We start from the raw sequence: 24,439 nt of genomic DNA, 5'->3' as shown, positions 1-24,439 counted from the left end.
GCTCACATCCCTTTCGCGCCAGCTGCATCTGCGAGAGCGACATGCGCTTATTCCAAAAACGACAGTTGCCAGACGTTTTTGATATTAATTCATTAGATATCAAGCTGTTAGGCTTCCCGGTTCGCAGCTGCCCCGGAAGGCAGTTGGCACATGTCTAATGGGAGTTCCAATGAATCTGCCGCTGATTCTCAATCTGCTGGTGTTCCTCGCCCTGCTCTTCGGCTTGGCGCAAACCCGTCACACGACGTGGAGCTTAGCTAAAAAAGTCCTGCTCGCATTGGTGCTGGGCGTGGTGTTCGGCGTGTCGCTGCACACTGTTTACGGTGCCGGCAACCCGGTACTGAAAGCCTCGATTGGCTGGTTCGATCTGGTGGGCAACGGTTATGTGCAGCTGCTGCAAATGATCGTGATCCCGCTGGTGTTTGCCTCGATCCTCAGCGCCGTGGCGCGTCTGCACAACGCCTCGTCGCTGGGCAAGATCAGCTTCCTGACCATCGGCACGCTGCTGTTCACCACCGCCATCGCGGCGCTGATCGGCATTGGCCTGACCAACCTGTTCGGCCTGACCGCCGAAGGTTTGGTGGCCGGTACCCAGGAACTGGCTCGCCTGCAAACCATCCAGACCGACTACGCCGGCAAGGTCGCCGACCTGAATGTGCCGCAGTTGCTGCTGTCGTTCATTCCGCAAAACCCGTTCGCCGATCTGGCGCGGGCCAAGCCGACGTCGATCATCAGCGTGGTCATTTTCGCCGCGTTCCTCGGGGTCGCTGCGCTGCAACTGCTCAAGGATGACGTGGAAAAAGGTCAGAAAGTGATCAACGCCATCGACACCCTGCAAGCCTGGGTGATGCGTCTGGTGCGCCTGGTGATGAAGCTGACCCCATACGGCGTGTTGGCGCTGATGACCAAAGTCGTTGCCGGTTCCAACCTGCAAGACATCATCAAACTCGGCAGTTTTGTGGTGGTGTCCTACATCGGCCTGGGTCTGATGTTTGTAGTGCATGGCTTGCTGGTATCGGTCGCCGGGATCAATCCGCTGCGATTCTTCCGCAAGATCTGGCCGGTGCTGACCTTTGCCTTCACCAGCCGTTCGAGTGCGGCGACGATTCCGTTGAGCATCGAAGCGCAGACCAGCCGCCTGGGTATTCCGCAGGCCATCGCCAGTTTTGCCGCCTCGTTCGGTGCGACCATTGGCCAGAACGGTTGTGCCGGCCTGTACCCGGCGATGCTGGCGGTGATGGTTGCGCCAACCGTGGGCATCAACCCACTGGACCCGCTGTGGATCGCGACCCTGGTGGCGATTGTCACGCTGAGCTCGGCCGGTGTGGCGGGGGTGGGTGGAGGCGCGACGTTTGCTGCGTTGATCGTGCTGCCGGCGATGGGGTTGCCGGTGTCATTGGTGGCGTTGCTGATTTCGGTTGAGCCGTTGATTGATATGGGGCGGACGGCGTTGAACGTGAGTGGTTCGATCACGGCCGGGGTGATTACCAGCCAAGTGATGCAGCAGACTGATAAAGAACTGCTGGATGCGGATGAGCATTCGGAGTTGGCTCACGCTTAAGCCTCGCGGCCAGGATCAAAAGATCGCAGCCTGCGGCAGCTCCTACAGGGTGAACGCAATTCCCATGTAGGCGCTGCCGCAGGCTGCGATCTTTCAGGCTTTCTCCCAGACTTCGAAGCTGTACGCCGGCTTATCGCCTTCCGCCGGATTCGGCACATTCGACACCAGTTTCCACTGCCCCAGATCAAACTCCGGAAACCACGCATCCCCTTCCGGGCTCAGCGCCACGCGCGTCAGGTACAGGCGATCAGCCTGCGCCAAGCCTTGCGCATACAACTGCGCGCCACCAATCAGCATCAGCTCATCGACACCTTGGACCTTCGCCCATTCTTCAGCGCGAACTACTGCCGCCTCCAGCGACGGATAAACCTCCGCGCCTTCCAGCACCAGATCGGCCTGACGGCTGACCACGATGTTCAAACGGCCCGGCAGCGGTCGACCGAGCGAATCCCAGGTTTTGCGACCCATGATGATCGGCTTGCCCAACGTGGTGGCCTTGAAATATTTGAAGTCCCCCGGCAAGTGCCAGGGCATGCTGTTGTCGACGCCGATCACACGGTTTTCACCGAGGGCTGCGATCAGGCTGAGGGGGAGTGATTTAGTCATGCCGGCGAGGATACCAGAGCCTCGCTTTCCCCGATAAGCGCCACAGCGGTTATGCTCACAGCTCAATCTAAGCGACGGGATGCCGCGTGACTGAACTGAATAACCTCTGGCTGACAGAAACCATCCGCCTGCGTGAAGAACACGCCGGGCCTTTGGAAGACCTGGAAGCCAATCGTCTCGCCCGCAGCGCGGGCGGCGATTTGCCGACACGCATTCAGCGCCGCGCCCTGTGGCTGGCCGAACGTGATGGCCTGAGCGACGCGCTCAAACACTGGCTGCAAGGTGCGCGACTGGCGTTGATGGTATTGGCAGTGTTGGCCGTGGTCAGCGGCGCCGGTCTGGCATTTGCCGCGCTGGGTGACGGTCAGACGCCGGTAAATGTGTTCTGGGCCTTGGGCAGCTTGCTGGGATTGAACCTGATTCTGCTGCTGAGCTGGGCCTTGGGTCTGGTGTTCGCCGGCGAGCACGGTGCCAGCCTCGGGCGCCTATGGCTGTGGCTCAGCGAAAAACTGGCCCGCGATGCCAAAGCCGCACAATTGGCCCCCGCCCTGCTCCTTTTATTGCAACGACAGAAACTCAATCGCTGGGCAATCGGTGTTCTGGTCAACAGCTTGTGGTTGCTGGCGATGCTCAGCGCACTGGTGATTCTGCTCACGCTCATGGCCACACGGCGCTACGGTTTCGTCTGGGAAACCACCATCCTCAGCGCCGACACCTTTATCACCGTCACCCAAGCCCTCGGTGCCTTGCCGGCTCTGCTCGGCTTCAGCGTGCCGACCGTGGAAATGATCCGCGCCAGTGGCGATACCGCGCTGAATATCGAAAGCGCCCGGCAAGCCTGGGCCGCGTGGCTGGTGGGCGTGTTGCTGGTGTACGGCGTGATGCCGCGCCTGTTGTTGGCGTTGTTTTGCCTGTGGCGCTGGAGAACCGGCCAAGCCTTGTTGCATCTGGATTTGAACTTGCCCGGCTATGCGCAACTGCGCGAACGGCTGATGCCTACCAGTGAACGACTGGGCATCAGCGACGCGGCGCCCGAGCAACTTCATCGGGTCGAAAGCGGTGTCAGCGACCAGCACAGCGAAGGCGCACTGTTAGTGGCCATCGAACTGGACGACCAGCGCCCGTGGCCGCCGCAATTGCCGAAAAACGTCAGCAACGCTGGCGTTCTCGACAGCCGCGAATCCCGGAACAAACTGCTCGAACAGCTGAGCCGCTTTCCGCCGGCCCGCCTGGCGATTGCGTGCGATCCAAGGCGTTCACCGGATCGCGGCAGCCTGGCGTTGATTGCCGAACTGGCCCGTAGCGCCAGCGCCACCCGCGTCTGGCTGCTGCAAGCGCCAGCGGGTGAAGCGCTGGATGCCGACCGTCTCGGTGACTGGCACGTGGCGTTGCAGCAATTGGATCTTCCGTTCGCCGATTGCGCGCCGTTGAACTGGCTGGAGACGGGTCATGACTAATCCACTGAAACTGGCGGTGGTCGGTCACACCAACGTCGGTAAAACCTCGTTGCTGCGCACCCTGACCCGCGATGTCGGCTTCGGCGAAGTGTCCCATCGTCCCAGCACCACGCGTCACGTTGAAGGCGCGCGACTGTCGGTGGACGGCGAACCTTTGCTCGATCTCTACGACACGCCGGGCCTGGAAGACGCCATCGCCCTGCTCGATTTCCTTGAACGTATCGAGCGTCCCGGCGAACGTCTTGATGGTCCGGCGCGGCTGGCGCGATTTCTTGAAGGCAGCGAGGCGCGGCAGCGTTTCGAACAGGAAGCCAAAGTGCTGCGGCAACTGCTGACCTGTGACGCTGGCCTGTACGTGATCGACGCCCGTGAGCCGGTATTGGCCAAATACCGCGATGAACTGGAAGTGCTGGCCGGCTGTGGCAAACCGCTGCTGCCAGTGCTGAATTTCGTCAGCAGCGCCAACCACCGGGAACCCGCCTGGCGTGAAGCCCTCGCACGTCTCGGCCTGCATGCGCTGGTGCGTTTCGACAGCGTTGCGCCGCCCGAAGATGGCGAGCGCCGGCTCTATGAAAGTCTTGCGCTATTGCTCGAACATGCCCGCCCGCAGCTTGAGCGCTTGATCGCCGATCAACAGGCTCAACGTCTGGCCCGCCAGCAAAGTGCGGCGCGGCTGATTGCCGAATTACTGATCGACTGCGCCGCTTGCCGCCGCAGCGTAGTCAGTGATGCCGAACAGGAACAGCACGCCATCAGCGAACTGCGAAAAGCCGTTCGACAACGGGAACAACGCTGCGTCGAATCTCTGCTCAAGCTCTACGCCTTCCGCCCGCAGGACGCGGCGGCCAGTGACCTGCCGTTGCTCGACGGTCGCTGGGGTGATGACCTGTTTAACCCGGAAACCCTCAAGCAACTGGGCGTGCGAGTCGGCGGCGGGATCGCGGCCGGCGCGGCAGCCGGGGCCGGGGTCGATTTGCTGGTGGGCGGGCTAACCCTCGGTGCTGCCGCACTGGCCGGTGCCATTGCTGGCGGCGCCCTGCAAACCGCCCGCAGCTACGGCAGTCGATTGCTGGGCAAACTCAAAGGCCAGCGCGAACTGACCGTCGATGACAACGTGCTGCGGCTGTTGGCCCTGCGCCAACGGCAGCTGCTGCAAGCGTTGGACGCCCGAGGGCATGCGGCGATCGACAGCATTCAAGTGGCCACGCCTCAGGACAAGACCTGGCGCGAGGGCAAACTGCCAGAGGCACTGAACAAGGCTCGGGCGTACCCGCAGTGGTCGTCGCTCAATCCGCATCCGAAATTGAATCAGGCGGAACGGCAGGAGCAGATTGAGGTGTTGGCGCAGCAGCTTTAGTGGCCTGATAGGCCTATCGCGAGCAGGCTCGCTCCTACAGGTTCTGTGATCGACGCGAATCCCCTGTGGGAGCGAGCCTGCTCGCGATGGTCCCACCTCGGTCCTGGACTTCTATGCAGCCAGCAATCGCAACGCCTTTTCCTTCAGGAGCCCCAGATCAATCACCGGCACCTGCATTTCCTTGGCCTGCTCATCCCACTGACGCATGCGCAAACTGACGGCGCACAACGGGTCCTGTTCAAAAGCTTCAGCTTCGGCCGGCGTCATCACCCCGCCCTGATATTCCAGGGTCCGGCGACTGGCTTCGCTCAAACGCTCGTAGTACCCCGGCTCCTTGAGTGTCAGATAACGCTTGGCCTGGACGTGGTATTCCACCAGCCGCGCCATGCGTTCGCTGAAGCCCGCGTTGCGCAGGTAATCGGCACCCAGACGCTCATGGCTGACCACCCCAAAGCCGCCCATGTTCTCGGCGTTTTCAGCGCAGATATGTCCGATGTCGTGGAAGAATGCGGCGAGCACGACTTCGTCATCGAAGCCCTCGGCCATCGCGCATTGCGCGGCCTGGGACATGTGCTCGATCTGCGACACCGGTTCGCCGATGTAATCGCTGTCGCCGAAGCGTTCGTACAGGGCGAATACCTGGGCGATCGTTTGTTCGTTGTGATCCATCAGAAGTCTCCCGATGAAGTGACATTTGTTCTGAATGTTAGACCGCCTTCGCGGGCAAGCCTCGCTCCTACAGGGTTAAACACTAACCTGTAGGAGCGAGGCTTGCCCGCGAAGAGGCCCTATCAGCCAAAGAGATTCTTACTTGGCTACAACCTTCTCGGACTTGCCGTCATAACGCTTGCGCCATTCAGTCAGGATTTCATCGCGATTCTTCGAAGCCCAGGCGAAGTCGTTCTTGATCAAACGCTGCTCATAATCCGCCGGCAGTTCGGTCTGCGGCTTGGCAATACCGGGTTGCGCGAGGACGGCGAAGTTCTCTTTGTAGAGTTCCATTGCCTCTGGGCTGGCCGAGAAGTCTGCCAGTTTTTTCGCCGCTTCTTCATGGGCTGTGCCCTTGATCACCGCAGTCGCTTCGATCTCCCAGCCCAGGCCTTCTTTCGGCAGGATGATGTCCAGCGGCGCGCCCTGGCGTTTGAGTTGTACGGCCGGGTATTCGAAGGAAATACCGATCGGGAATTCACCGGCCGCCGCCAGTTTGCAAGGCTTGGAACCGGAGTGAACGTACTGGCCGATGTTCTGGTGCAGGCCGTCCATGTACGCCCAGCCCTGCTTCTCGCCGAAGGTTTGCAGCCAGGCGCTGACATCGAGGAAACCAGTGCCGGACGAGGCCGGGTTCGGCATGACGATCTTGCCTTTGTATTCTGGTTTGGTCAGGTCTTGCCAGCTCACTGGCTTGGTCAGGCCTTGTTTCTCGGCTTCGACGGTGTTGAAGCAAATGGTCGCGGCCCACACGTCCATACCGACCCAGGCTGGCGGGTTGGCGGCATCGCGGTAGTTGCCGCCGATCTTGCCCAGGTCCTTCGGCGCGTAGCTTTGCAGCATGCCTTGCTGGTCGAGGATCGCCAGGCTCGATGCGGCCAGGCCCCAGACGGCGTCAGCCTGCGGGCGGGCTTTTTCGGCCAGCAGTTTGGCGGTGATGATGCCGGTGGAGTCACGTACCCACTTGATCTCGACGTCCGGGTTGGCCTTTTCAAACGCGGCCTTGTAGGCGGTCAGCTGTTCGGTTTCGAGGGCGGTGTACACCGTCAACTCGGTTGTCGCCGCGAAGGCGTTCAGGCTGAAAGCGGTGAGGACAGCAGCGGCCAGGGCCATAGGCTTGAACATGATCTTTTCCTGTTTTGAGTTGAGGTTTGCGGGAGTTGAAATCAGTGACCGGGCGCGGTCTGCCGCCAGGCTTGGGAGCGGCGCAGCAAACCGCGCGAGGCCCAGGCCAACAGCAGGGATACGCTCGCCGAGGTGAACAGAATCAGGGTCGACATCGCTGCCGCACCGCCGACGTTGCCGGCGTCATCCATGTTCAGCACCGCCACCGCCGCCAGGATGGTGTCGGGGCTGTAGAGGAAGATCGCCGCCGAGACGGTGGTCATGGCCGAGACGAACAGGTAGCGCACGATGTCCAGCAACGCCGGCAGGCAAATCGGCACGGTGACCCGCAGGTAATGCCGGTAGAGCGGTGCCTTGAGCGACAACGCAGCGGCTTCGAACTCGGCGTCGAGTTGGCGCAGCGCGGTGGTGGCGGTCATTTGTGCGGTGGTCAAATAGTGTGCAATGGTGCAGACCACCAGCAGGGTCATGGTCCCGTAGAGCACGTGCAGCGGGTTGCCGGTCAGGTTGAAGAAGAAGACGTAACCCAGACCCAGCACCAGACCCGGCACCGCCATCGGGATGAAACTGAGCATGCGTAGGGTCAGATTCAGTCCGCGCTGGCCTTTGGTTTTTTCCATCAGGTACGCGCCGGTGAAGATCAACACACTGCCGATCAATGCCGTGCAAAGAGCCATCTTCACGCTGTTGCCGTAGGCCAGCCAGCCACCGCCGGCGGTGTCGTTGAACTGGTAATGGTTGAGCGACAGCGACAGGTTGTAGGGCCAGAACTTCACCAGCGACGAGAACACCGCCATACCGAACACCAGCAACAACGCGGCGCAGATCAGCAGCACGATGGCCAGGTAGCAACCGTCGCGCAGTTTTGACGGTGCCGGTTTGAAGACCTGCGCGCGACCGCTCATGGAGTCACCGTGACGCCGACGCAACCACGCATCGACACCGAAGCTGAACAGCGCCGGCAGCAGCAATACCATGCCGATCAACGCGCCACGACCGAACTGTTGCTGGCCGACGACAGCTTTGTAGGCCTCCAGCGCCAGCACCTGATAATCGCCACCGACCACCACGGGCACGCCGAAGTCGGTGATGGTCAGGGTGAACACCAGACAAAACGCCGCGAACACGGCCTGACGGGTCGCCGGCCAAGTGATGCTGCGGAACGCTTTTGCCGGACTCGCGCCCATGCTGGAGGCTGCGTCGAACAATCGAGCATCCGCCAGGGACAATGCCGACAGCAAAATCATCAAGGCATGCGGGAAGGTGTAGATGACCTCACCCAGCACAATGCCCCAGAAGCCGTAGATGTTGTCCGAGAGCAAACTACGCAACATGCCCTGGTTGCCGAACAAATAAACCAGCGCAATCCCCGGCAGCATCGACGGCGCCATCAATGGCAGCAGCGAGATGCCACGCCAGATGCCTTTGCCCGGCATCAAAGTACGCTGCAGGCCGTAGGCAAACAGGTAGGCCAACGGTACGACAATGGCCGCGACGCTGAGGGAAACCTTCAGACTGTTGCCCAGCAACCAATGAAAATTCGCGCTGGTGACCAGTTCACGGGCGGCAACCAGACCACCACCCTGCCCGGCTTCAGCACTGAAACCACGCCAGAAGATCGCCAGCAACGGCATCAACACCGCGACGCCCAGCAACACCAGCAAAAGGACTTTGCCCCCGACCACAAACACCCGGTCGCCGATCTCGGCACGGGAGGTCTGCCGAACCTGCTTGTGCGGTATCGGCAGCGCGATGTTCGCGCTCATCAGGCAAACACCTGCAGGCTGCGCGGCGGCAAGGCGACCATGATCTGCTGCGCGCCGAGTCGCGGCATGGCTTCCGGTGCCAGCTCGGCCAGCAAGGCGTGACCCGGCAAATGATCAAGCTCGAAGCTCATGCGGCAGCGGTTGCCGAGGAAAGTGATCTCGCGAATCTTGGCCGGGAACAGGTTTTCTTCATGCACCAGCGGGTTGACGTTGATCGCTTCGGGGCGGCAGAACAAACGGCCCGACGCGGTCTTGGCGCTGCCGTCGGCCAGGCGCAGGTTCATCCCGCCGACCTGGGCGTGGCTGTCGCTATTACGGCTGAACGGCAACCAGTTGCCCTGGCCGACGAACTCCGCCACGAAAGGCGTGGCCGGTCGGTTGTAGATTTCCTGAGGCGTGGCGTATTGCTCGACCTTGCCGTTATTCATTACGGCAATGCAGTCGGCCATCAGCATGGCTTCGTCCTGATTGTGAGTGACCATCAGGGTGGTGATGCCGAGGTTGCGTTGCAGCTGACGCAGTTCGGTGCACAGATGCTCGCGGACACGGGCATCGAGGGCCGACATCGGTTCGTCGAGCAGCAAAAGGGAAGGTGCCGGCGCAAGGGCCCGAGCCAGTGCCACACGTTGTTGTTGGCCGCCAGACAATTGGCCGGGGTACTTTTTCTCACTGCCGCTAAGGCCTACGAGTTCCAGCATCTGACCGACACGACGGCGCACTTCATCGCGACCGCTGCCGGTGAGGCCGTAGGCAATGTTCGCTTCGACGGTGAGATTGGGAAACAGCGCGTAGGACTGAAAGAGAATGCCGTAGTCCCGAGCCTGGGGGGCCAGGTGAGAAACGTCGCGATCGCCGAGGTACAACTCGCCGCTGTCCTGTTTTTCCAGACCGGCGATGCAACGTAGCAAGGTGGTCTTGCCGCAGCCCGACGGGCCCAGCAGACACACCAGCTCACCAGCCGCCACGTCGAGGGAAACGTTATCCAGCGCAGTGAACGCGCCGAAGCGTTTTTGCACGCCGCGCACTTTCATCGGTGCGCCGGGGTTGGTCAGGGCAGTTGCGATCGAGTTGTTCATGGACGGACCTCATCTAGCAGATGAGCGCCATCCTAGAGTTGTAATGAGTCCGTCATGTGGCAGTAAGGCAAAAATGGCTGATAGTGGTATTCGAGGATTTTGGTTGAGATCAAAAGATCGCAGTACGATCCCATGTAGGAGCTTCCGAAGGCTGCGATCTTTTGATCTTCTAAACCGGGGCCATTTCCTGCGCCACCCCCAGAAACGCCGCTGGCAACCGTGCACCTTTGCGCTCCTTGAGGCAGTACAAATACTCCGGCAGCAACGGCGCATTCTCGATGGTCAGCACCCGCAACTGCGGATCGTGGGGGACTTCCTGGCGGGCGATCAGACTGATACCGATGTTGCGCAACACCGCCTCGCGGATCGATTCGCGGCTGCCAATTTCCAGCAGCGGCCCGATGCTGACCCCGGCGCCAGCCAGCAACTCTTCGGTCATGCGGCGGGTGGTCGAACCCGGCTCGCGCATCAACAGCGTATGCCCGGCCAACGCACTGAGCGGTACATGATCATGGACTGCCAATGGATGATTGCGATGCACGGCCAGTACCAGCGGGTCGCTGCCAAGCACCCGGCGAATCAACCGCGCATCCTCCAGCAACTGCGAAGAAGCCGCGACATCCACCCGGTACTCCTCAAGCGCTTCGAGCACCTGTTGGGAGTTGCCGATTTCCACTGACACTTCCACCTGCGGTAGGCGCTCGCGGAAAGTTTTCACCAGGTCGAGGATGTAATACGGCGCGGTGGCGGCGATGCGCAGCGTGCCTTGGACCTGACCGCTGTTGCGCAGGAAGAACTCGATGTCGGCTTCCTGCTGCATCAGCGCCTTGACCATCGGCAACAGCCGCGCGCCTTCGTCGCTGACGCTGAGACGGCGGCCGCCACGGTAGAACAGCTCCACCGAGTACTGGCTTTCGAGATGGCGAATCTGCGTCGTCACTGTGGGTTGGCTGAGGCCGAGCTTTTTCGCCGCCAGGGTAATGCTGCCCAGACGGGCAACCATGTAAAACGCCTTCAGCTCGGCACTCAGCACAACCGTCCCTCATCATTTATTTGCGCAGCAGGCGCAAACCATTGAACACCACCAACAGGCTCACGCCCATGTCGGCAAACACCGCCATCCACATGGTAGCGAGCCCGGCGAAGGTTACCCCAAGAAAGATCGCTTTGATGACCAAAGCCAGGGCAATGTTCTGTTTGAGGATGCTTGATGTTTGTCGGGACAGGCGAATGAACGCCGGAATCTTGCGCAGATCATCGTCCATCAGGGCGACATCAGCGGTCTCGATGGCGGTATCGGTGCCAGCAGCGGCCATGGCGAAACCGATCTCGGCCCGAGCCAGTGCCGGCGCATCGTTGATGCCGTCGCCAACCATGCCGACATTGTGGCCCTGTGCATAAAGCGCTTCGATGGCTTGCAGCTTGTCGGTCGGCAGCAGATCGCCCTGGGCCTGATCGATGCCGACCTGGGCGGCAATCGCTTGGGCGGTGTGCACATTATCGCCGGTCAGCATCAGGGTTTTGATGCCCAGGTCGTGCAGCTGCCGGATCGCTTCGCGGCTGGATTCTTTTACTGTATCGGCCACGGCAAACAGCGCCAGCGGGCCGGATTTGTCGAGTAACAGCACCACGGACTTGCCCTGTTTCTCCAGTGCAAACAACTTCTCTTCCAGCGCAGGCGAGCACAGGCCCAGTTCTTCTACCAAGCGGTGGTTACCCAGGTGGTAAACCTGACCCTCCACTTCACCGCGCACTCCACGGCCGGCAAGGGCCTCGAAGTTATCCACAACGAGCGCCGCAAATTGTTTATCCACAGCCGCATTGGCGATGGCCAGCGAGACCGGGTGATCCGAGCGTCCGGCCAGCGCTGCCGCAATCGCCGGGGCCGAAGCATCGGCGGTGGGATCGAGTGACAGGTAATCGGTCTGCACCGGTTTGCCGTGGGTGATGGTGCCGGTCTTGTCCAACGCCAAATAATCGAGCTTGTAACCGCCCTCCAGGTAAACACCCCCCTTGACCAGAATGCCTTTGCGCGCCGCCGCCGCGAGGCCGCTGACGATGGTCACCGGCGTCGATATCACCAGCGCACAAGGGCACGCCACCACCAGCAACACCAGCGCACGGTAGATCCAGTCAAACCACGACGCGCCCATGAACAGCGGCGCAATCACTGCCACCGCGATGGCCAGGATGAACACTGCCGGGGTGTAGATTTTCGAGAATTGATCGACGAAACGCTGGGTCGGCGCCCGCGCGCCTTGAGCCTGTTCAACGGCGTGGATGATCCGCGCCAGCGTCGAGTTGTTGGCTGCGGCAGTCACCGCATACTCAAGCGAGCCGGCCTGATTGATGGTGCCGGCGAACACTTTGTCGCCAACGGTTTTTTCCACCGGCAGGCTTTCACCGGTGATCGGTGCCTGATCGATGGTTGAAGTGCCGGACAGCACTTCGCCGTCCAGACCGATACGCTCACCTGGACGCACTCGCACCCGTGCGCCAAGTTCGATGGTTTTGACGTCCTGCTCGACCCACGTGCCGTCGGCCTGTTGCACCGTGGCCCGTTCCGGGGTCATCTGCATCAAACCGCCGATGGCATTGCGCGCGCGGTCCAGGGATTTGGCCTCGATCAACTCGGCCACGGTGAACAGGAACATCACCATCGCCGCTTCCGGCCATTGCCCGATCAGGATCGCACCCGTCACGGCGATGCTCATCAGCGCATTGATGTTCAAATTGAGGTTCTTCAGGGCGATCCAGCCCTTTTTATAAGTACCCAGGCCACCGCTGAGGATCGAGACCAATGCGATGACCGCCACCACCCAGTTCGGCGCGGCATTGGTGAAGTGGATGACTTCGGCCAGCAATGCGCCAACGCCGGACAGCGCCAATGGCCACCAGGGTTTTTTCTCCTGCGCCGGGGCCAGTGCTTCAACACCTTTCTCCAGCGGCTCGGCCTGCATGCCTAGGGATTTGATGGCGTCGATGATCGGCGCGGTATTCGGCAGGTCATGGGTCACGCCCAACACCCGGTTGATCAGGTTGAATTCCAGCTGCTGCACGCCCGCCAGTTTGCCGAGTTTGTTCTGGATCAGCGTTTGCTCGGTGGGACAGTCCATGGCCTCGATGCGGAAACTGCTCAGTCGCGCACCGGCCGTCGGCGTCTCGCTGAGCTTGATCAGCGACGGCGCCGCTACTTTGGCGGAACAGCAGGAGTCGCCGTGGCCGCCATGGTCGTGTTTCTGTACCGGCTGCAGCTTGTGGCTGTGATCGTGATCGTGATCGTGATCGTGATCGTGATCGTGATCAGCCTCGGGTTTTTGGGTGTGAAGGGAATCGCTCATCGGGTTGCGTCCATGAAGGTGCCTGTTGCCAAGTAAAGACCCTGTAGCCACTATAGGGTCAAGCATCCATTTGGAGATTGCCGTCATGAAGATCGGAGAACTGGCGAAACTCACCGACTGCGCCGTGGAAACCATCCGCTACTACGAGCGCGAAAACCTGCTGCCGGAACCGGCCCGCAGCGACGGCAATTACCGCGTCTACACCCAGGCCCACGCCGAGCGCCTGACTTTCATCCGCAACTGCCGCACCCTCGACATGACTCTCGAAGAAATCCGCAGCCTGCTCGCGTTGCGCGACAGCCCGCAAGATCAGTGCGAGAGCGTGAATGCGCTGATTGACGAACACATCCACCACGTCAAGGCACGGATCGACGGTTTGCTGGCCTTGCAGGCACAACTGCTCGACCTGCGCCAACGTTGTGGCGAAGGGCCGGATATCGATCAGTGCGGGATTTTGCAGCGGCTGGAGGTCAGCGGCGGGGTTGTGGCGACGGAGGTGGAGCATTCTCATGTGGGCCGCAGCCACGGCCACTAGCCAACACCCCCTGTAGGAGCTGCCGAAGGCTGCGATCTTTTGATCTTGATCTTGATCTTCGGCATTTCCAGAACCGCCAAAAATCAAAAGATTAAAGATCAAAAGATCGCAGCCTTCGGCAGCTCCTACAGGGGTTTGCTTTTAGACTGCCATCGGTGCGGTCATTGGTGCGTGGTGCTCGTAGCCTTCCAGCGAGAAGTCGCTCGGTTCCACCAACTCCAGCCACTCCGGCTGATAAACACCCGTCTTGGCGAACTCCGGCACACGGTCGCTAATCACCAGTTTCGGCATCGGGAACGGCTCGCGGGTGAGCTGTTCGTTGAGCATGTCCAGGTGGTTTTCGTAGACGTGGGCATCACCGATGAAATAGGTGAACCAGCGCGGCGTGTAGCCGGTCAGGCGACCAATCAGACTCAGCAGGGCGGCGCCTTCGGTGAGGTTGAACGGCGTGCCCAGCCCCAGGTCATTGGAGCGGATATAGAGGGTCAGGGAAATTTCCCTGGTCTCGACATTCGGATGGAACTGGTACAGCAAATGGCACGGCGGCAAGGCCATTTCATCCAGCTGCGCAACGTTCCAGCCGTGGAACAGAATGCGGCGGCTGCCCGGGTCTTTGATGATGGTGTCAACGCACTGGCGAACCTGGTCGATGGCTTTGTACAGCACTACGTAGGCCAGGCCGTCTTCTTCGCCTTCGGCGATCTGGCGGTAGCCTTGCCTCAGGGTCTGCTCGATGGCGGCCGGGTTGCTGAGCGGGATCTGCTTGTAAGCCGGCCACTTGCGCCATTGCACGCCGTAAATCTCGCCAAGGTCGTCTTCGCCCTGACGGAACGGGTTGGCCAGCCACTGCGCGTTTTCGTTAGCGTTCTGGTCCCAGACCTTGCAACCCAGGGCGCGGAATTCGGCGGCGTTGTTCACGCCACGAAGAAAACCACACATCTCGCCGATGGCCGATTTGAAGGCCATCTTGCGGGTCGTGATCGCCGGGAAGCCTTCCTTCAGGTCATAACGCAGCATCGCGCCGGGAAAGCTGATGGTGTTCACGCCGGTGCGGTTGGCCTGTTTGGTGCCGTTCTTGATGACGTGGGCGACCAGTTCGAGATATTGCTTCATGAGTTACCTGTGTCCTTGAACCCGGAGCCGCGGCTCCGGGGTTCGAATTTATACAGCTGCCGCTGGAGTCGCCGGGGCGCGGTGGTACGCCAGCCAGATCAGGAACAGCCCGCCGACGATCATCGGTATGCACAGCACCTGACCCATGGTCAGCCAGTTCCAGGCCAGATAGCCCAGCTGCGCGTCCGGTACGCGGACGAATTCGACGATGAAACGGAAGATGCCGTAGAACAGCGCGAACATCCCCGATACCGCCATGGTCGGCCGCGGCTTGCGCGAGAACAGCCACAAGATCAGGAACAGCGCCACGCCTTCGAGCGCGAACTGGTACAGCTGCGACGGGTGACGCGGCAACTGCGACGGATCGCTGAACGGCGGGAAGATCATCGCCCACGGCACGTCCGTCGGTTTGCCCCACAACTCGGCATTGATGAAGTTGCCGATGCGCCCGGCACCCAGGCCAATCGGCACCATCGGCGCAACGAAATCCATCAGCTGGAAGAACGACTTGTTGTTCTTTTTACCGAACCACAACGCCGCGAGCATCACGCCGATGAAGCCGCCATGGAACGACATGCCGCCCTTCCACACTTCAAAAATCAGCGTCGGGTTGGCCAGGTAAGCACTTAGATCGTAAAACAGCACATAACCCAGACGGCCACCGACGATCACCCCCATCGACATCCAGAACACCATGTCGGAGAGTTTTTCCTTGGTCCAGGTCGGGTCGAAACGGTTCAAGCGGCGGGACGCCAGCAGCCAGGCGCCGCCGATGCCGATCAGGTACATCAGACCGTACCAGTGGATTTTCAGCGGACCGATGGCCAGGGCCACCGGGTCGATCTGCGGGTAAGGCAGCATTGCGACTCCTCGTTAGAGTTTAAATCTTCAAAATTCCCGGGCGACGCTGCCACCTCAGGATTAAGCCAGGATTGCGCTGCGCGTCAGAGCAGGAAGTTCAGGCCGACGCAGAACAGCAAAGCGGCAAACAGTCTTTTCAGCAACTTCGGCGACAACTTGTGGGCCAATCGCGCACCGAAGCGGGCGAAGACCATGCTGGTCAGGGCAATGCCCAGCAGCGCCGGCAAATAAATAAAACCGAGACTATGGGCCGGCAGCAATGGATCGTGCCAGCCCAGAATCATGAAACTTAATGCACTTGCCAAGGCGATCGGCAAGCCGCAAGCCGAGGATGTGGCCACCGCTTGCTGCATTGGCACGCTGCGCCAGGTCAGGAATGGCACGGTCAGCGAACCGCCGCCAATCCCGAAAATCGCTGAAGCCCAGCCAATCACTGTACCTGCCACGGTCAGACCGACTTTGCCCGGCACCGTTCGGCTGGCCTTGGGTTTGACGTCCAGCATCAGCTGAGCCGCGATGACCAGCGCGAACACGCCGATGATCTTCTGCAGGTTGGGCCCGGAGATCGCTTCGGCGGTCAGCGCGCCGAAACCGGCGCCGATCAGGATGCCGACGGTCATCCAGACGAAAATCGGCCAACGCACGGCGCCACGGCGATGGTGTTCGCGTACCGCATTGACCGAAGTGAAAATGATCGTCGCCAGGGACGTGCCAACCGCCAGGTGGGTCAGGATCGATGCGTCGAAACCTTGCAGGGTAAAACTGAACACCAGCACCGGGACAATGATGATCCCGCCGCCTACTCCAAACAGCCCGGCCAGCACGCCGGCACAGGCGCCGAGCGCCAGATAGAGCAGAAATTCCATGATGCTTCCCCACCCAACCCCAAAACCGGAGCGGCATGGTAACGGATGCATGGCCTTGGGCTCCACTGGATGGCGATGGATACCCGCACGATGACTGCGTAGAGTGGGCAAAAAACACACAAGGACCACCTTATGTGCCTGATTGTTTTCGCTTGGCGACCGGGTCATGCCCAGCCGCTGATCGTGGCGGCCAACCGCGACGAATTCTACGCCCGCCCCACCCTGCCGTTGGCGCAATGGCCCGAAGCAGTGCACGTGCACGCCGGTCGCGACCTGGAGGCTGGCGGTACCTGGCTGGGTCTAGGCGCCAACGGGCGCTTTGCCGCGCTGACCAATATCCGTGATCCGCATCGGCCGCCAGGGCGTAAATCCCGCGGCGAGCTGGTAGCGCGTTTTCTCGCCGGCGAATTGCCGATTGACGACTATTTAGCCGACGTTGTCGCACGTTCGCCAGAATATGGTGGGTTTAACCTGCTGCTCGGCAATTCCCACGAGCTCTGGCACTTCAATGCCCGAGAGTCGGAAGCGGTGATGCTGCAACCGGGGGTTTACGGCTTGTCGAATGCCGGGCTGGATACGCCGTGGCCAAAACTGCTCAAGGCGAAAGCTGCGTTGAGCGAGGTGCTCGATGATCCGCAGCCTCAGGCGTTGCTGGCCCTGCTGGGCGATCCGCAGACCGCGCCATTTGCCGAGCTACCGGATACCGGGGTGGGATTGGCCACCGAGACGCTGCTGTCGAGTGTGTTCATTGCCAGCCAGAGTTACGGGACGCGGGCGAGCACGGCGCTGATTGTGCAGGCGGACGGGACGCGGCATGTGGTCGAAAGGAGCTTCGGACCGTATGGCGGGCATCTTGGGGAAGTGGAGTTCAGGGTTTAGTTTTTGCGCTGTCTGGAATGACGCCTTCGCGGGCAAGCCTCGCTCCTACAGGATCAGGTTGTACGCAATATCGCGAACGACACAAATACTGTAGGAGCGAGGCTTGCCCGCGAAGGGGCCAGCGCAGTTTTAGAGCGGCTTGATCGCCGCCGGATTGATCATCCGCGCCAACCCCAGGTTTTTCAGCGCCAGTTGCAACGAGCTGTGGATAACTTGCGGGTTGTCGATGGTCATCAGCTCGGCCAGCAATTCCTTGGCCTTGCTCAGGTTGATCTGACGCAGCATCCATTTCACTTTCGGCAAGTTGGTGGCGTTCATCGACAAGCTGTCGAAGCCCATCGCCATCAACAGCACCGCCGCCGCCGGGTCACCCGCCATCTCGCCGCAGATGCTCACCGGTTTGCCTTCGGCATGGGCATCGCGCACCACGTTCTGCAATGCCTGAAGTACGGCCGGGTGCAGGTAATCGTAGAGATCGGCCACCCGTGGGTTGTTGCGGTCCACGGCCAGCAGATACTGGGTCAGGTCGTTCGAGCCGACGGACAGGAAGTCCACCTGCCGCGCCAGTTCCTTGGTCTGATACACCGCTGCCGGAATTTCGATCATCACGCCAATCGGCGGCATCGGCACATCGGTGCCTTCATCGCGCACTTCGCCCCAGGCCCGGTGGATCAGGTGCAGGGCTTCTTCGAGCTCGTGGGTGCCGGAGATCATCGGCAACAGTATGCGCAGGTTGTTCAGGCCTTCACTGGCCTTGAGCATCGCGCGGGTCTGCACCAGGAAGATTTCCGGGTGGTCGAGGGTGACGCGAATGCCGCGCCAACCGAGGAACGGGTTGTCTTCCTTGATCGGGAAGTACGACAGTGCCTTGTCCCCACCGATGTCCAGGCTGCGCATGGTTACCGGTTGCGGATGGAACGCGGCGAGTTGCTCGCGGTAGATCGCCAGTTGTTCCTTTTCACTCGGGAACCGCTGGTTGATCATGAACGGCACTTCGGTGCGATACAGCCCGACGCCTTCAGCACCCCGCTTTTGCGCGCGCGCCACGTCAGCCAGCAGGCCGGTGTTGACCCACAACGGCATGCGGTGGCCATCGACCGTGATACACGGCAGATCGCGCAAGGCATCCAGGCCGAGGGCCAACTGCTTCTCTTCCTCGACCACTTCGGCGAACTGCTTGCGCAGCACGTCGCTCGGGTTGGTGTAGACCTCGCCGTGGTAGCCGTCGACGATCATCTGAATGCCATCGACCTTGGAATACGGCAGGTCGACCAGGCCCATCACCGTCGGGATGCCCATCGCACGGGCCAGGATCGCCACATGGGAGTTGCCGGAACCGAGAACCGAGACCAGACCGGCCAGCTTGCCTTCCGGCACCTCGCCGAGCATCGCCGGCGTCAGCTCTTCGCTGATCAGAATGGTGTTGTCGGGGTAAACCAGGGTTTGCTGCCGCTCTTCTTGCAAGTAAGCAAGCAGACGGCGACCGAGGTCCTTCACGTCCGATGCACGCTCACGCAGGTAGGCGTCGTCCATCAATTCGAAGCGGTTGACGTGATCGGTAACCACCTGACGCAACGCGCCTTGGGCCCACTGACCGGTCTTGATGACAGTCGTCACTTCGCTGCCCAGCGCCGCGTCGTCGAGCATCATCAGGTAGACGTCGAACAAGGCGCGCTCTTCGGGGCGCAACTGCGTCGCGAGTTTGGCGGACAAGGTGCGCATGTCGGCGCGCACGCCTTCGATGGCGGTCTTGAACAGCCCGAGTTCGGCGTCGATGTCGGTGATGGTCTTGTCGGGCACCACGTCCAGATCGGCCGGTGGCAGCATGACCACCGCCGTACCGACTGCCGCACCCGGCGAACCCGGCACGCCGATGAACTTGGCTTCCTGGATACCTTTACCCTGACGACCCAGACCACGGATGGACCCGGTGGCCTCGGCGTGGGCGATAACGCCGGCGAGCTGCGCACTCATGGTCACGAGGAAGGCTTCTTCACCTTCATCGAACTGGCGGCGTTCTTTTTGCTGGATGACCAACACGCCGACGACGCGACGGTGGTGAATGATCGGCGCCCCGAGGAACGAGGCGTAGCGTTCTTCGCCGGTTTCGGCGAAGTAGCGATAGCGCGGGTGATCCGCGGCGTTTTCGAGGTTCAGGGGTTCTTCACGCGTGCCGACCAGGCCGACCAGACCTTCATTGGGCGCCATGCTGACCTTGCCGATCGAGCGCTTGTTCAAGCCCTCGGTGGCCATCAGCACGAAACGGTTGGTCTCGGGGTCAAGCAGGTAGACCGAGCAGACCTGGCTGCCCATGGCCTCTTTGACGCGCAACACAATAATCCCCAACGCCGCCTTGAGATCCTTGGCGGAGTTAACTTCCTGGACGATCTTGCGCAGCGTATTGAGCATGGCTCGGGGTCGAACTCCGTCGTCAGTCGCGCGCTAAAAGGCGCGGGGCAAGCTCTTTGAGAGCGCGTCGATACACCTCGCGCTTGAATGTCACCACCTGGCCCAACGGATACCAATAGCTGACCCAGCGCCAGCCATCGAACTCCGGTTTACCGGTCAAATCCATCCGCACCCGCTGCTCGTTGGAGATCAGGCGCAGGAGAAACCATTTCTGCTTCTGGCCGATGCACAGCGGTTGGCTGTGCGTGCGAACCAGTCTTTGCGGCAAACGATAGCGCAACCAGCCTCGGGTGCAGGCGAGAATTTCAACATCTTCGCGCTCCAGGCCTACTTCTTCGTTCAACTCGCGGTACAAGGCGTCTTCCGGTGTCTCCTGGGGGTTGATCCCGCCTTGAGGAAACTGCCAGGCATCTTGATTGATACGGCGAGCCCATAGCACCTGTCCGGCATCATTCGTGAGAATGATCCCGACATTAGGACGGAAACCATCGGGGTCGATCACGGCAACAACCTCGCAAACGCATGTCGCCGCATTGTTCCACAAAGGTTGTGAAGGCAGCAACGCGCCGACCTACGTTATGTGCACTCTTGTGAAAAGTCCGTATTCTGGACACCTTTCTACAGACTTTTCAGCGAGTAACTGCAATGCGGCTGGCTTTATTCGACTTGGACAACACGCTTCTGGGCGGTGACAGCGACCACGCTTGGGGCGACTACCTGTGTGAACGCGGCTTCCTCGACGCCGTCGCCTACAAGACACGCAACGACGAGTTCTATCAGGACTACCTGGCCGGCAAGCTGGATAACGCTGCCTACCTGAACTTCTGCCTGGAAGTCCTCGGCCGCACCGAAATGGCCACGCTGGATCTGTGGCACAGCGATTACATGCGCGACTGCATCGAACCGATCATGCTGCCCAAGGCCATCGAACTGCTGGCCAAGCACCGCGCCGCCGGCGACAAACTGGTGATCATCACTGCCACCAACCGTTTCGTGACCGGGCCGATTGCCGTGCGCCTGGGCGTCGAAACCCTGATCGCCACCGAATGCGAGATGCTGGACGGGCGCTACACCGGGCGCAGCACCGACGTGCCGTGCTTCCGTGAAGGCAAGGTGACAAGACTGAATCGTTGGCTGGAAGAGACCGGGCATTCGCTGGAAGACAGCTACTTCTACAGCGATTCGATGAATGACTTGCCCTTGCTGGAGCAGGTGGCTAATCCGGTGGCGGTCGATCCTGATCCGAATCTGCGGGCCGAGGCCGAGAAGCGTGGCTGGCCGGTGATGTCGTTGCGCGACTGAAGATCAAAAGATCGCAGCCTTCGGCAGCTCCTACACTGATCTATGTAGGAGCGGCCGAAGGCTGCGATCTTTTCAATTCATACGGGCTTCGCGCCCATCAACCCGGCAATGGCAATAAAACAGACAAAACTGAACAACGCCAAGGCAAAGGTAAATTTCCCCACGCCACCCGGTGCCTTGCGCAACTTATTCAGCCGCACCAACAGCCAGAACCAGGCCAGCGCCGCCACGGTGTACAACACGCTCGACGCCAGCAACCAGGCTTGCCCCAGCGGCCACCCCACCAGATGCACCATCCACCACCCGGTAAATGGCATGCTCAGCAGCGCCAACCCCATCAACAGCCAGATGAACACTCGCGGCCGCTGCAAGGTGCGGCTTCCCGCCGTTGCGTCGCCGTTACGACGAGCCCGCCAGACCCAGATCCCCAGACTCAACGCGCACACCAGCAACACTAGCGTCGCCACCATGTGCGCCGCTTTCAGGGCAGTTAACGTTTCCATTGTCCAATTTCCTTATAGCCTGCCCAACAGCGTAGCCGTTCAGCCCAGAAACAGCTGATAGGCCGGGTTGTCGGTTTCGTCCCAATACGGGTAGCCGATTTCTTCCAGCGCCGCCGGCACCAGATGACGCTCATCGCGAGGCACTTGCAGGCCCGCGACCACACGACCATCCGCCGCACCATGGTTGCGATAGTGGAACATCGAGATGTTCCAGCGCCCGCCGAGTTTGTTCAGGAAGTTGAACAACGCCCCCGGACGCTCCGGGAATTCGAAGCGCAGTATCACTTCATCGACCACATGCGCCGCACGACCGCCGACCATGTGGCGGATGTGCAACTTGGCCAGTTCGTTGTCAGTCAGGTCGATCACCGGGAAGCCCTGCTCGCTGAGGCTGGCGATCAGCGCGCTGCGAGGGTCAGTGTCCGGGTGCGTCTGCACGCCGACGAAGATGTGCGCTTCGCTGCCGGTGTTGTAGCGATAGTTGAATTCGGTGATCTGGCGCTTGCCGATTGCTTCGCAGAACGCCTTGAAACTGCCCGGTTTCTCGGGAATGGTCACGGCGATGATGGCTTCACGGCCCTCACCCAGTTCAGCGCGTTCGGCAACGTGGCGCAAGCGATCGAAGTTGACGTTGGCACCGGAATCGATGGCCACGAAGGTGTGCCCGGTAACGCCGCGCTGCTCAACGTACTTTTTGATCCCCGCCACGCCCAAGGCGCCGGCAGGCTCGGTGATCGAGCGGGTATCGTCGTAGATGTCCTTGATCGCCGCGCAGATTTCATCGGTGCTGACGGTGATCACTTCATCGACATAATCTTTGCAGATATCAAACGTGTGCTGGCCGATCTGCGCCACTGCGACGCCGTCGGCAAAGAGGCCCACGGTCGGCAGTACCACGCGCTCACCCGCCGCCATGGCCATTTGCAGGCAATTGGAATCGTCCGGCTCGACGCCGATGATCTTGATTTCAGGGCGAAGGTATTTGACGTAGGCCGCAATACCGGCGATCAGCCCGCCGCCGCCCACCGGGACGAAAATCGCGTCCAGACGCCCCGGATGCTGACGCAGAATCTCCATGGCCACCGTGCCCTGCCCGGCAATGGTGTGGGGATCGTCATAAGGGTGAATGTAGACGTAGCCTTTTTCGTCGACCAGTTTCAGCGAGTAGGCCAGGGCTTCCGGGAACGAATCGCCGTGCAGCACCACTTTGCCACCGCGCGAACGTACGCCTTCGACCTTGATCTCGGGGGTGGTCTTGGGCATGACGATGGTCGCTTTCACGCCCAACACCTTGGCCGCCAGGGCCAGGCCTTGCGCATGGTTGCCCGCCGACGCGGTGACCACGCCGCGAGCGCGCTCTTCGTCGCTCAACTGGGTCAGCTTGTTATAAGCACCACGAATCTTGAACGAGAACACTGGCTGCAAGTCTTCGCGCTTGAGCCAAATACTGTTGCCCAGCCGCTCGGAGAGCTGACGGGCTGTCTGCAATGGGGTTTCTACGGCAACGTCATAAACGCGCGAGGTGAGGATCTTTTTGACGTACTGTTCAAGCATCGGAAAGCATCACTGAGCGGGTTGGGCAGGACCATGGAGTCTAACCCGGCTTTCGGCCGGGCGACCACACCTGTAGGAGCGAGCTCGCTCGCGAAAAACCCGAAGGCGCCGCTGGGCATCGGTTTTTACGGTTTATCGTTCACGACCTTCGCGAGCAAGCTCGCTCCTACAAATCGGGCAATGACCTTCCCTGCCCCCGAAGCCTATAATGTCGGCCTTTCGTTCTCCCCTCTTCGGCACCTCGGAGCCCGCATGACCCAGGATCAACTCAAACAGGCAGTGGCTCAGGCCGCCGTCGACTTCATCCTTCCGAAACTCGACGACAAGAGCGTCGTCGGCGTCGGCACCGGCTCCACCGCCAACTGCTTCATCGACGCCCTGGCCCAACACAAGGGTGCATTCGATGGCGCGGTCGCCAGCTCCGAAGCCACCGCCGCCCGCCTCAAGGGCCACGGCATTCCGGTGTACGAACTCAACACGGTCAGCGACCTGGAGTTCTACGTCGACGGCGCCGATGAAAGCGACGAGCACCTGAACCTGATCAAGGGCGGCGGCGCGGCCCTGACCCGCGAGAAGATTGTCGCGGCAGTCGCCAAGACCTTCATCTGCATCGCCGACGCCAGCAAACTGGTGCCGGTGCTCGGTGCGTTCCCGCTGCCGGTGGAAGTGATCCCGATGGCCCGCAGCCACGTGGCCCGCGAACTGGTAAAGCTGGGCGGTGACCCGGTCTACCGCGAAGGCGTGTTGACCGACAACGGCAACATCATCCTCGACGTGTTCAACATGCAGATCACCAATCCGGTGGAGCTGGAAGCGCAGATCAATGCGATCGTCGGCGTGGTCACCAACGGCTTGTTCGCGGCACGTCCGGCGGATCTGCTGTTGCTGGGTACGAGCGAAGGCGTGAAAACCCTCAAGGCCTGACACCCCGCTTTTTCGTAGGAGCGAAGCTGAACTGGTCAAGTAATTCTGGACACCAGTTAAGGTTTCACGCCGCCAGTTTCTCCATAGCTACCGGCGACCGGTAGTCGTTGTAGCTATGGAGTCTGACGTTGTTGTAACGCATCACATAACGCTGCACATCCACGCGGGCTTCATGCTCCGAGCTGTAGCCGCCTTCTGGAACCCACTCTGATTTCAGGCTGCCAAAGAAACGCTCCATTGGGGCGTTGTCCCAGCACTCACCTTTACGACTCATGCTTTGCAGGAGTCCATGCTTGCGCATCTCATTCCTGAATTTGTGGCTGGTGTATTGGCAACCTTGATCAGAATGAAACAGCACCTCTTTTGGACGGCCTCGCAATTGCACCGCCATTCGCAACGCTTCGCAGTTCAGCGTGCCGATGCCGACGATGAATTTTGGCTGCATCCATGGCGGCGATAACCCCAACCGAATTTGCGGGCAGTGCTCGCTGGAGTT

The 24,439-nt window shown here is 60.8% G+C and carries 22 protein-coding genes and 1 pseudogene; 8 read left to right on the top strand and 15 right to left on the bottom strand.

Going from position 1 to position 24,439, the window contains the following annotated elements:
- The first annotated feature begins 169 nt into the window (after nt 1-169).
- Nucleotides 170-1,561 (top strand): L-cystine transporter, encoded by a 1,392-nt coding sequence (locus KUF73_RS29110; protein ID WP_218441404.1) that lies wholly within the window; start codon nt 170-172, stop codon nt 1,559-1,561.
- A 93-nt stretch (nt 1,562-1,654) separates the two neighbouring features.
- On the opposite strand, the gene KUF73_RS29105 is transcribed toward KUF73_RS29110, so the two are convergent.
- Nucleotides 1,655-2,167 carry a dihydrofolate reductase gene (locus KUF73_RS29105; RefSeq protein ID WP_218441403.1) on the bottom strand — a complete coding sequence of 171 codons (513 nt, stop codon included), beginning with the start codon at nt 2,165-2,167 and terminating at the stop codon, nt 1,655-1,657.
- An 86-nt stretch (nt 2,168-2,253) separates the two neighbouring features.
- Between KUF73_RS29105 and KUF73_RS29100 the strand changes: the two genes are divergently transcribed.
- On the top strand, nt 2,254-3,624 hold the full coding sequence (locus KUF73_RS29100) for a DUF2868 domain-containing protein (protein ID WP_218441402.1): 1,371 nt from the start codon (nt 2,254-2,256) through the stop codon (nt 3,622-3,624).
- Nucleotides 3,617-4,981: a GTPase/DUF3482 domain-containing protein gene (locus KUF73_RS29095; protein ID WP_218441401.1), complete on the top strand. Its 1,365-nt coding sequence runs from the start codon at nt 3,617-3,619 to the stop codon at nt 4,979-4,981. Before KUF73_RS29100 ends, KUF73_RS29095 begins: the two co-directional genes overlap by 8 nt.
- A gap of 111 nt (nt 4,982-5,092) precedes the next feature.
- Here the strand turns inward: KUF73_RS29095 and KUF73_RS29090 are convergent, their stop codons facing one another.
- The 6 genes from KUF73_RS29090 to KUF73_RS29065 all read right to left on the bottom strand — a co-directional run bounded on the left by KUF73_RS29090 (nt 5,093) and on the right by KUF73_RS29065 (nt 12,997).
- The gene (locus KUF73_RS29090; protein ID WP_218441400.1) at nt 5,093-5,650 is read right to left on the bottom strand and encodes a phosphonate degradation HD-domain oxygenase; all 558 of its coding nucleotides are present in this window, start codon (nt 5,648-5,650) and stop codon (nt 5,093-5,095) included.
- A gap of 138 nt (nt 5,651-5,788) precedes the next feature.
- Complete coding sequence (locus KUF73_RS29085; protein ID WP_218441399.1) at nt 5,789-6,814, bottom strand: putative 2-aminoethylphosphonate ABC transporter substrate-binding protein; 1,026 nt, start codon at nt 6,812-6,814, stop codon at nt 5,789-5,791.
- Nucleotides 6,815-6,855: 41 nt separating this feature from the next.
- Entirely contained in the window at nt 6,856-8,580 is a 1,725-nt protein-coding gene (locus KUF73_RS29080; protein ID WP_218441398.1) for a putative 2-aminoethylphosphonate ABC transporter permease subunit, read from the bottom strand.
- Nucleotides 8,580-9,656, bottom strand: coding sequence for a putative 2-aminoethylphosphonate ABC transporter ATP-binding protein (locus KUF73_RS29075; RefSeq protein WP_218441397.1), 1,077 nt, complete (start codon nt 9,654-9,656; stop codon nt 8,580-8,582). The genes KUF73_RS29080 and KUF73_RS29075 overlap by 1 nt, the downstream gene beginning before the upstream one ends.
- A gap of 169 nt (nt 9,657-9,825) precedes the next feature.
- A complete protein-coding gene (locus KUF73_RS29070; RefSeq protein WP_218441396.1) occupies nt 9,826-10,689 on the bottom strand; it encodes a LysR family transcriptional regulator in 864 nt (287 codons plus the stop codon).
- A 16-nt stretch (nt 10,690-10,705) separates the two neighbouring features.
- Nucleotides 10,706-12,997: a heavy metal translocating P-type ATPase gene (locus tag KUF73_RS29065; RefSeq protein ID WP_218441395.1), complete on the bottom strand. Its 2,292-nt coding sequence runs from the start codon at nt 12,995-12,997 to the stop codon at nt 10,706-10,708.
- An 85-nt stretch (nt 12,998-13,082) separates the two neighbouring features.
- Between KUF73_RS29065 and cadR the strand changes: the two genes are divergently transcribed.
- Nucleotides 13,083-13,532, top strand: coding sequence for a Cd(II)/Pb(II)-responsive transcriptional regulator (gene cadR / locus KUF73_RS29060; RefSeq protein WP_090466519.1), 450 nt, complete (start codon nt 13,083-13,085; stop codon nt 13,530-13,532).
- 141 nt (nt 13,533-13,673) lie between these two features.
- Here cadR and KUF73_RS29055 read toward each other — a convergent pair whose 3' ends face one another.
- From KUF73_RS29055 to KUF73_RS29045, 3 genes are all read right to left on the bottom strand, one after another.
- Nucleotides 13,674-14,645, bottom strand: a complete 972-nt coding sequence (locus tag KUF73_RS29055) for a thymidylate synthase (protein ID WP_218441394.1) — start codon at nt 14,643-14,645, stop codon at nt 13,674-13,676.
- Between the two features lie 48 nt (nt 14,646-14,693).
- On the bottom strand, nt 14,694-15,506 hold the full coding sequence (gene lgt, locus KUF73_RS29050) for a prolipoprotein diacylglyceryl transferase (protein WP_218441393.1): 813 nt from the start codon (nt 15,504-15,506) through the stop codon (nt 14,694-14,696).
- 83 nt (nt 15,507-15,589) lie between these two features.
- A complete protein-coding gene (locus KUF73_RS29045; protein ID WP_218441392.1) occupies nt 15,590-16,372 on the bottom strand; it encodes a sulfite exporter TauE/SafE family protein in 783 nt (260 codons plus the stop codon).
- Between the two features lie 132 nt (nt 16,373-16,504).
- Between KUF73_RS29045 and KUF73_RS29040 the strand changes: the two genes are divergently transcribed.
- The gene (locus KUF73_RS29040; protein ID WP_218441391.1) at nt 16,505-17,251 is read left to right on the top strand and encodes an NRDE family protein; all 747 of its coding nucleotides are present in this window, start codon (nt 16,505-16,507) and stop codon (nt 17,249-17,251) included.
- A gap of 129 nt (nt 17,252-17,380) precedes the next feature.
- Here KUF73_RS29040 and ptsP read toward each other — a convergent pair whose 3' ends face one another.
- Together ptsP and KUF73_RS29030 are read right to left on the bottom strand one after the other, a co-directional pair.
- A complete protein-coding gene (gene ptsP / locus KUF73_RS29035) occupies nt 17,381-19,660 on the bottom strand; it encodes a phosphoenolpyruvate--protein phosphotransferase (protein WP_218441390.1) in 2,280 nt (759 codons plus the stop codon).
- 22 nt (nt 19,661-19,682) lie between these two features.
- Nucleotides 19,683-20,162: an RNA pyrophosphohydrolase gene (locus KUF73_RS29030; protein WP_007897732.1), complete on the bottom strand. Its 480-nt coding sequence runs from the start codon at nt 20,160-20,162 to the stop codon at nt 19,683-19,685.
- A 143-nt stretch (nt 20,163-20,305) separates the two neighbouring features.
- Between KUF73_RS29030 and KUF73_RS29025 the strand changes: the two genes are divergently transcribed.
- Nucleotides 20,306-20,962, top strand: coding sequence for an HAD family phosphatase (locus KUF73_RS29025; RefSeq protein ID WP_218441389.1), 657 nt, complete (start codon nt 20,306-20,308; stop codon nt 20,960-20,962).
- 77 nt (nt 20,963-21,039) lie between these two features.
- Here KUF73_RS29025 and KUF73_RS29020 read toward each other — a convergent pair whose 3' ends face one another.
- Both KUF73_RS29020 and ilvA read right to left on the bottom strand, forming a co-directional pair.
- The gene (locus KUF73_RS29020; RefSeq protein WP_218441388.1) at nt 21,040-21,465 is read right to left on the bottom strand and encodes a DUF2269 domain-containing protein; all 426 of its coding nucleotides are present in this window, start codon (nt 21,463-21,465) and stop codon (nt 21,040-21,042) included.
- A gap of 39 nt (nt 21,466-21,504) precedes the next feature.
- The gene (ilvA, locus tag KUF73_RS29015; RefSeq protein ID WP_218441387.1) at nt 21,505-23,019 is read right to left on the bottom strand and encodes a threonine ammonia-lyase, biosynthetic; all 1,515 of its coding nucleotides are present in this window, start codon (nt 23,017-23,019) and stop codon (nt 21,505-21,507) included.
- A 252-nt stretch (nt 23,020-23,271) separates the two neighbouring features.
- Between ilvA and rpiA the strand changes: the two genes are divergently transcribed.
- On the top strand, nt 23,272-23,943 hold the full coding sequence (gene rpiA / locus KUF73_RS29010) for a ribose-5-phosphate isomerase RpiA (RefSeq protein ID WP_218441386.1): 672 nt from the start codon (nt 23,272-23,274) through the stop codon (nt 23,941-23,943).
- A 64-nt stretch (nt 23,944-24,007) separates the two neighbouring features.
- Here the strand turns inward: rpiA and KUF73_RS29005 are convergent, their stop codons facing one another.
- Nucleotides 24,008-24,334 (bottom strand): integrase core domain-containing protein, encoded by a 327-nt coding sequence (locus KUF73_RS29005; protein ID WP_371135572.1) that lies wholly within the window; start codon nt 24,332-24,334, stop codon nt 24,008-24,010.
- A gap of 4 nt (nt 24,335-24,338) precedes the next feature.
- Here KUF73_RS29005 and KUF73_RS29000 point away from each other — a divergent pair.
- Nucleotides 24,339-24,439: pseudogene (locus KUF73_RS29000) on the top strand (peptidase dimerization domain-containing protein); the annotation flags it as partial.

The sequence above is a fragment of the Pseudomonas sp. PD9R genome (genome assembly GCF_019200975.1).
Taxonomy (GTDB): domain Bacteria; phylum Pseudomonadota; class Gammaproteobacteria; order Pseudomonadales; family Pseudomonadaceae; genus Aquipseudomonas.
Note: the sequence above shows the minus strand (reverse complement) of the source record. Positions and strands in the feature narration are given on the sequence as shown.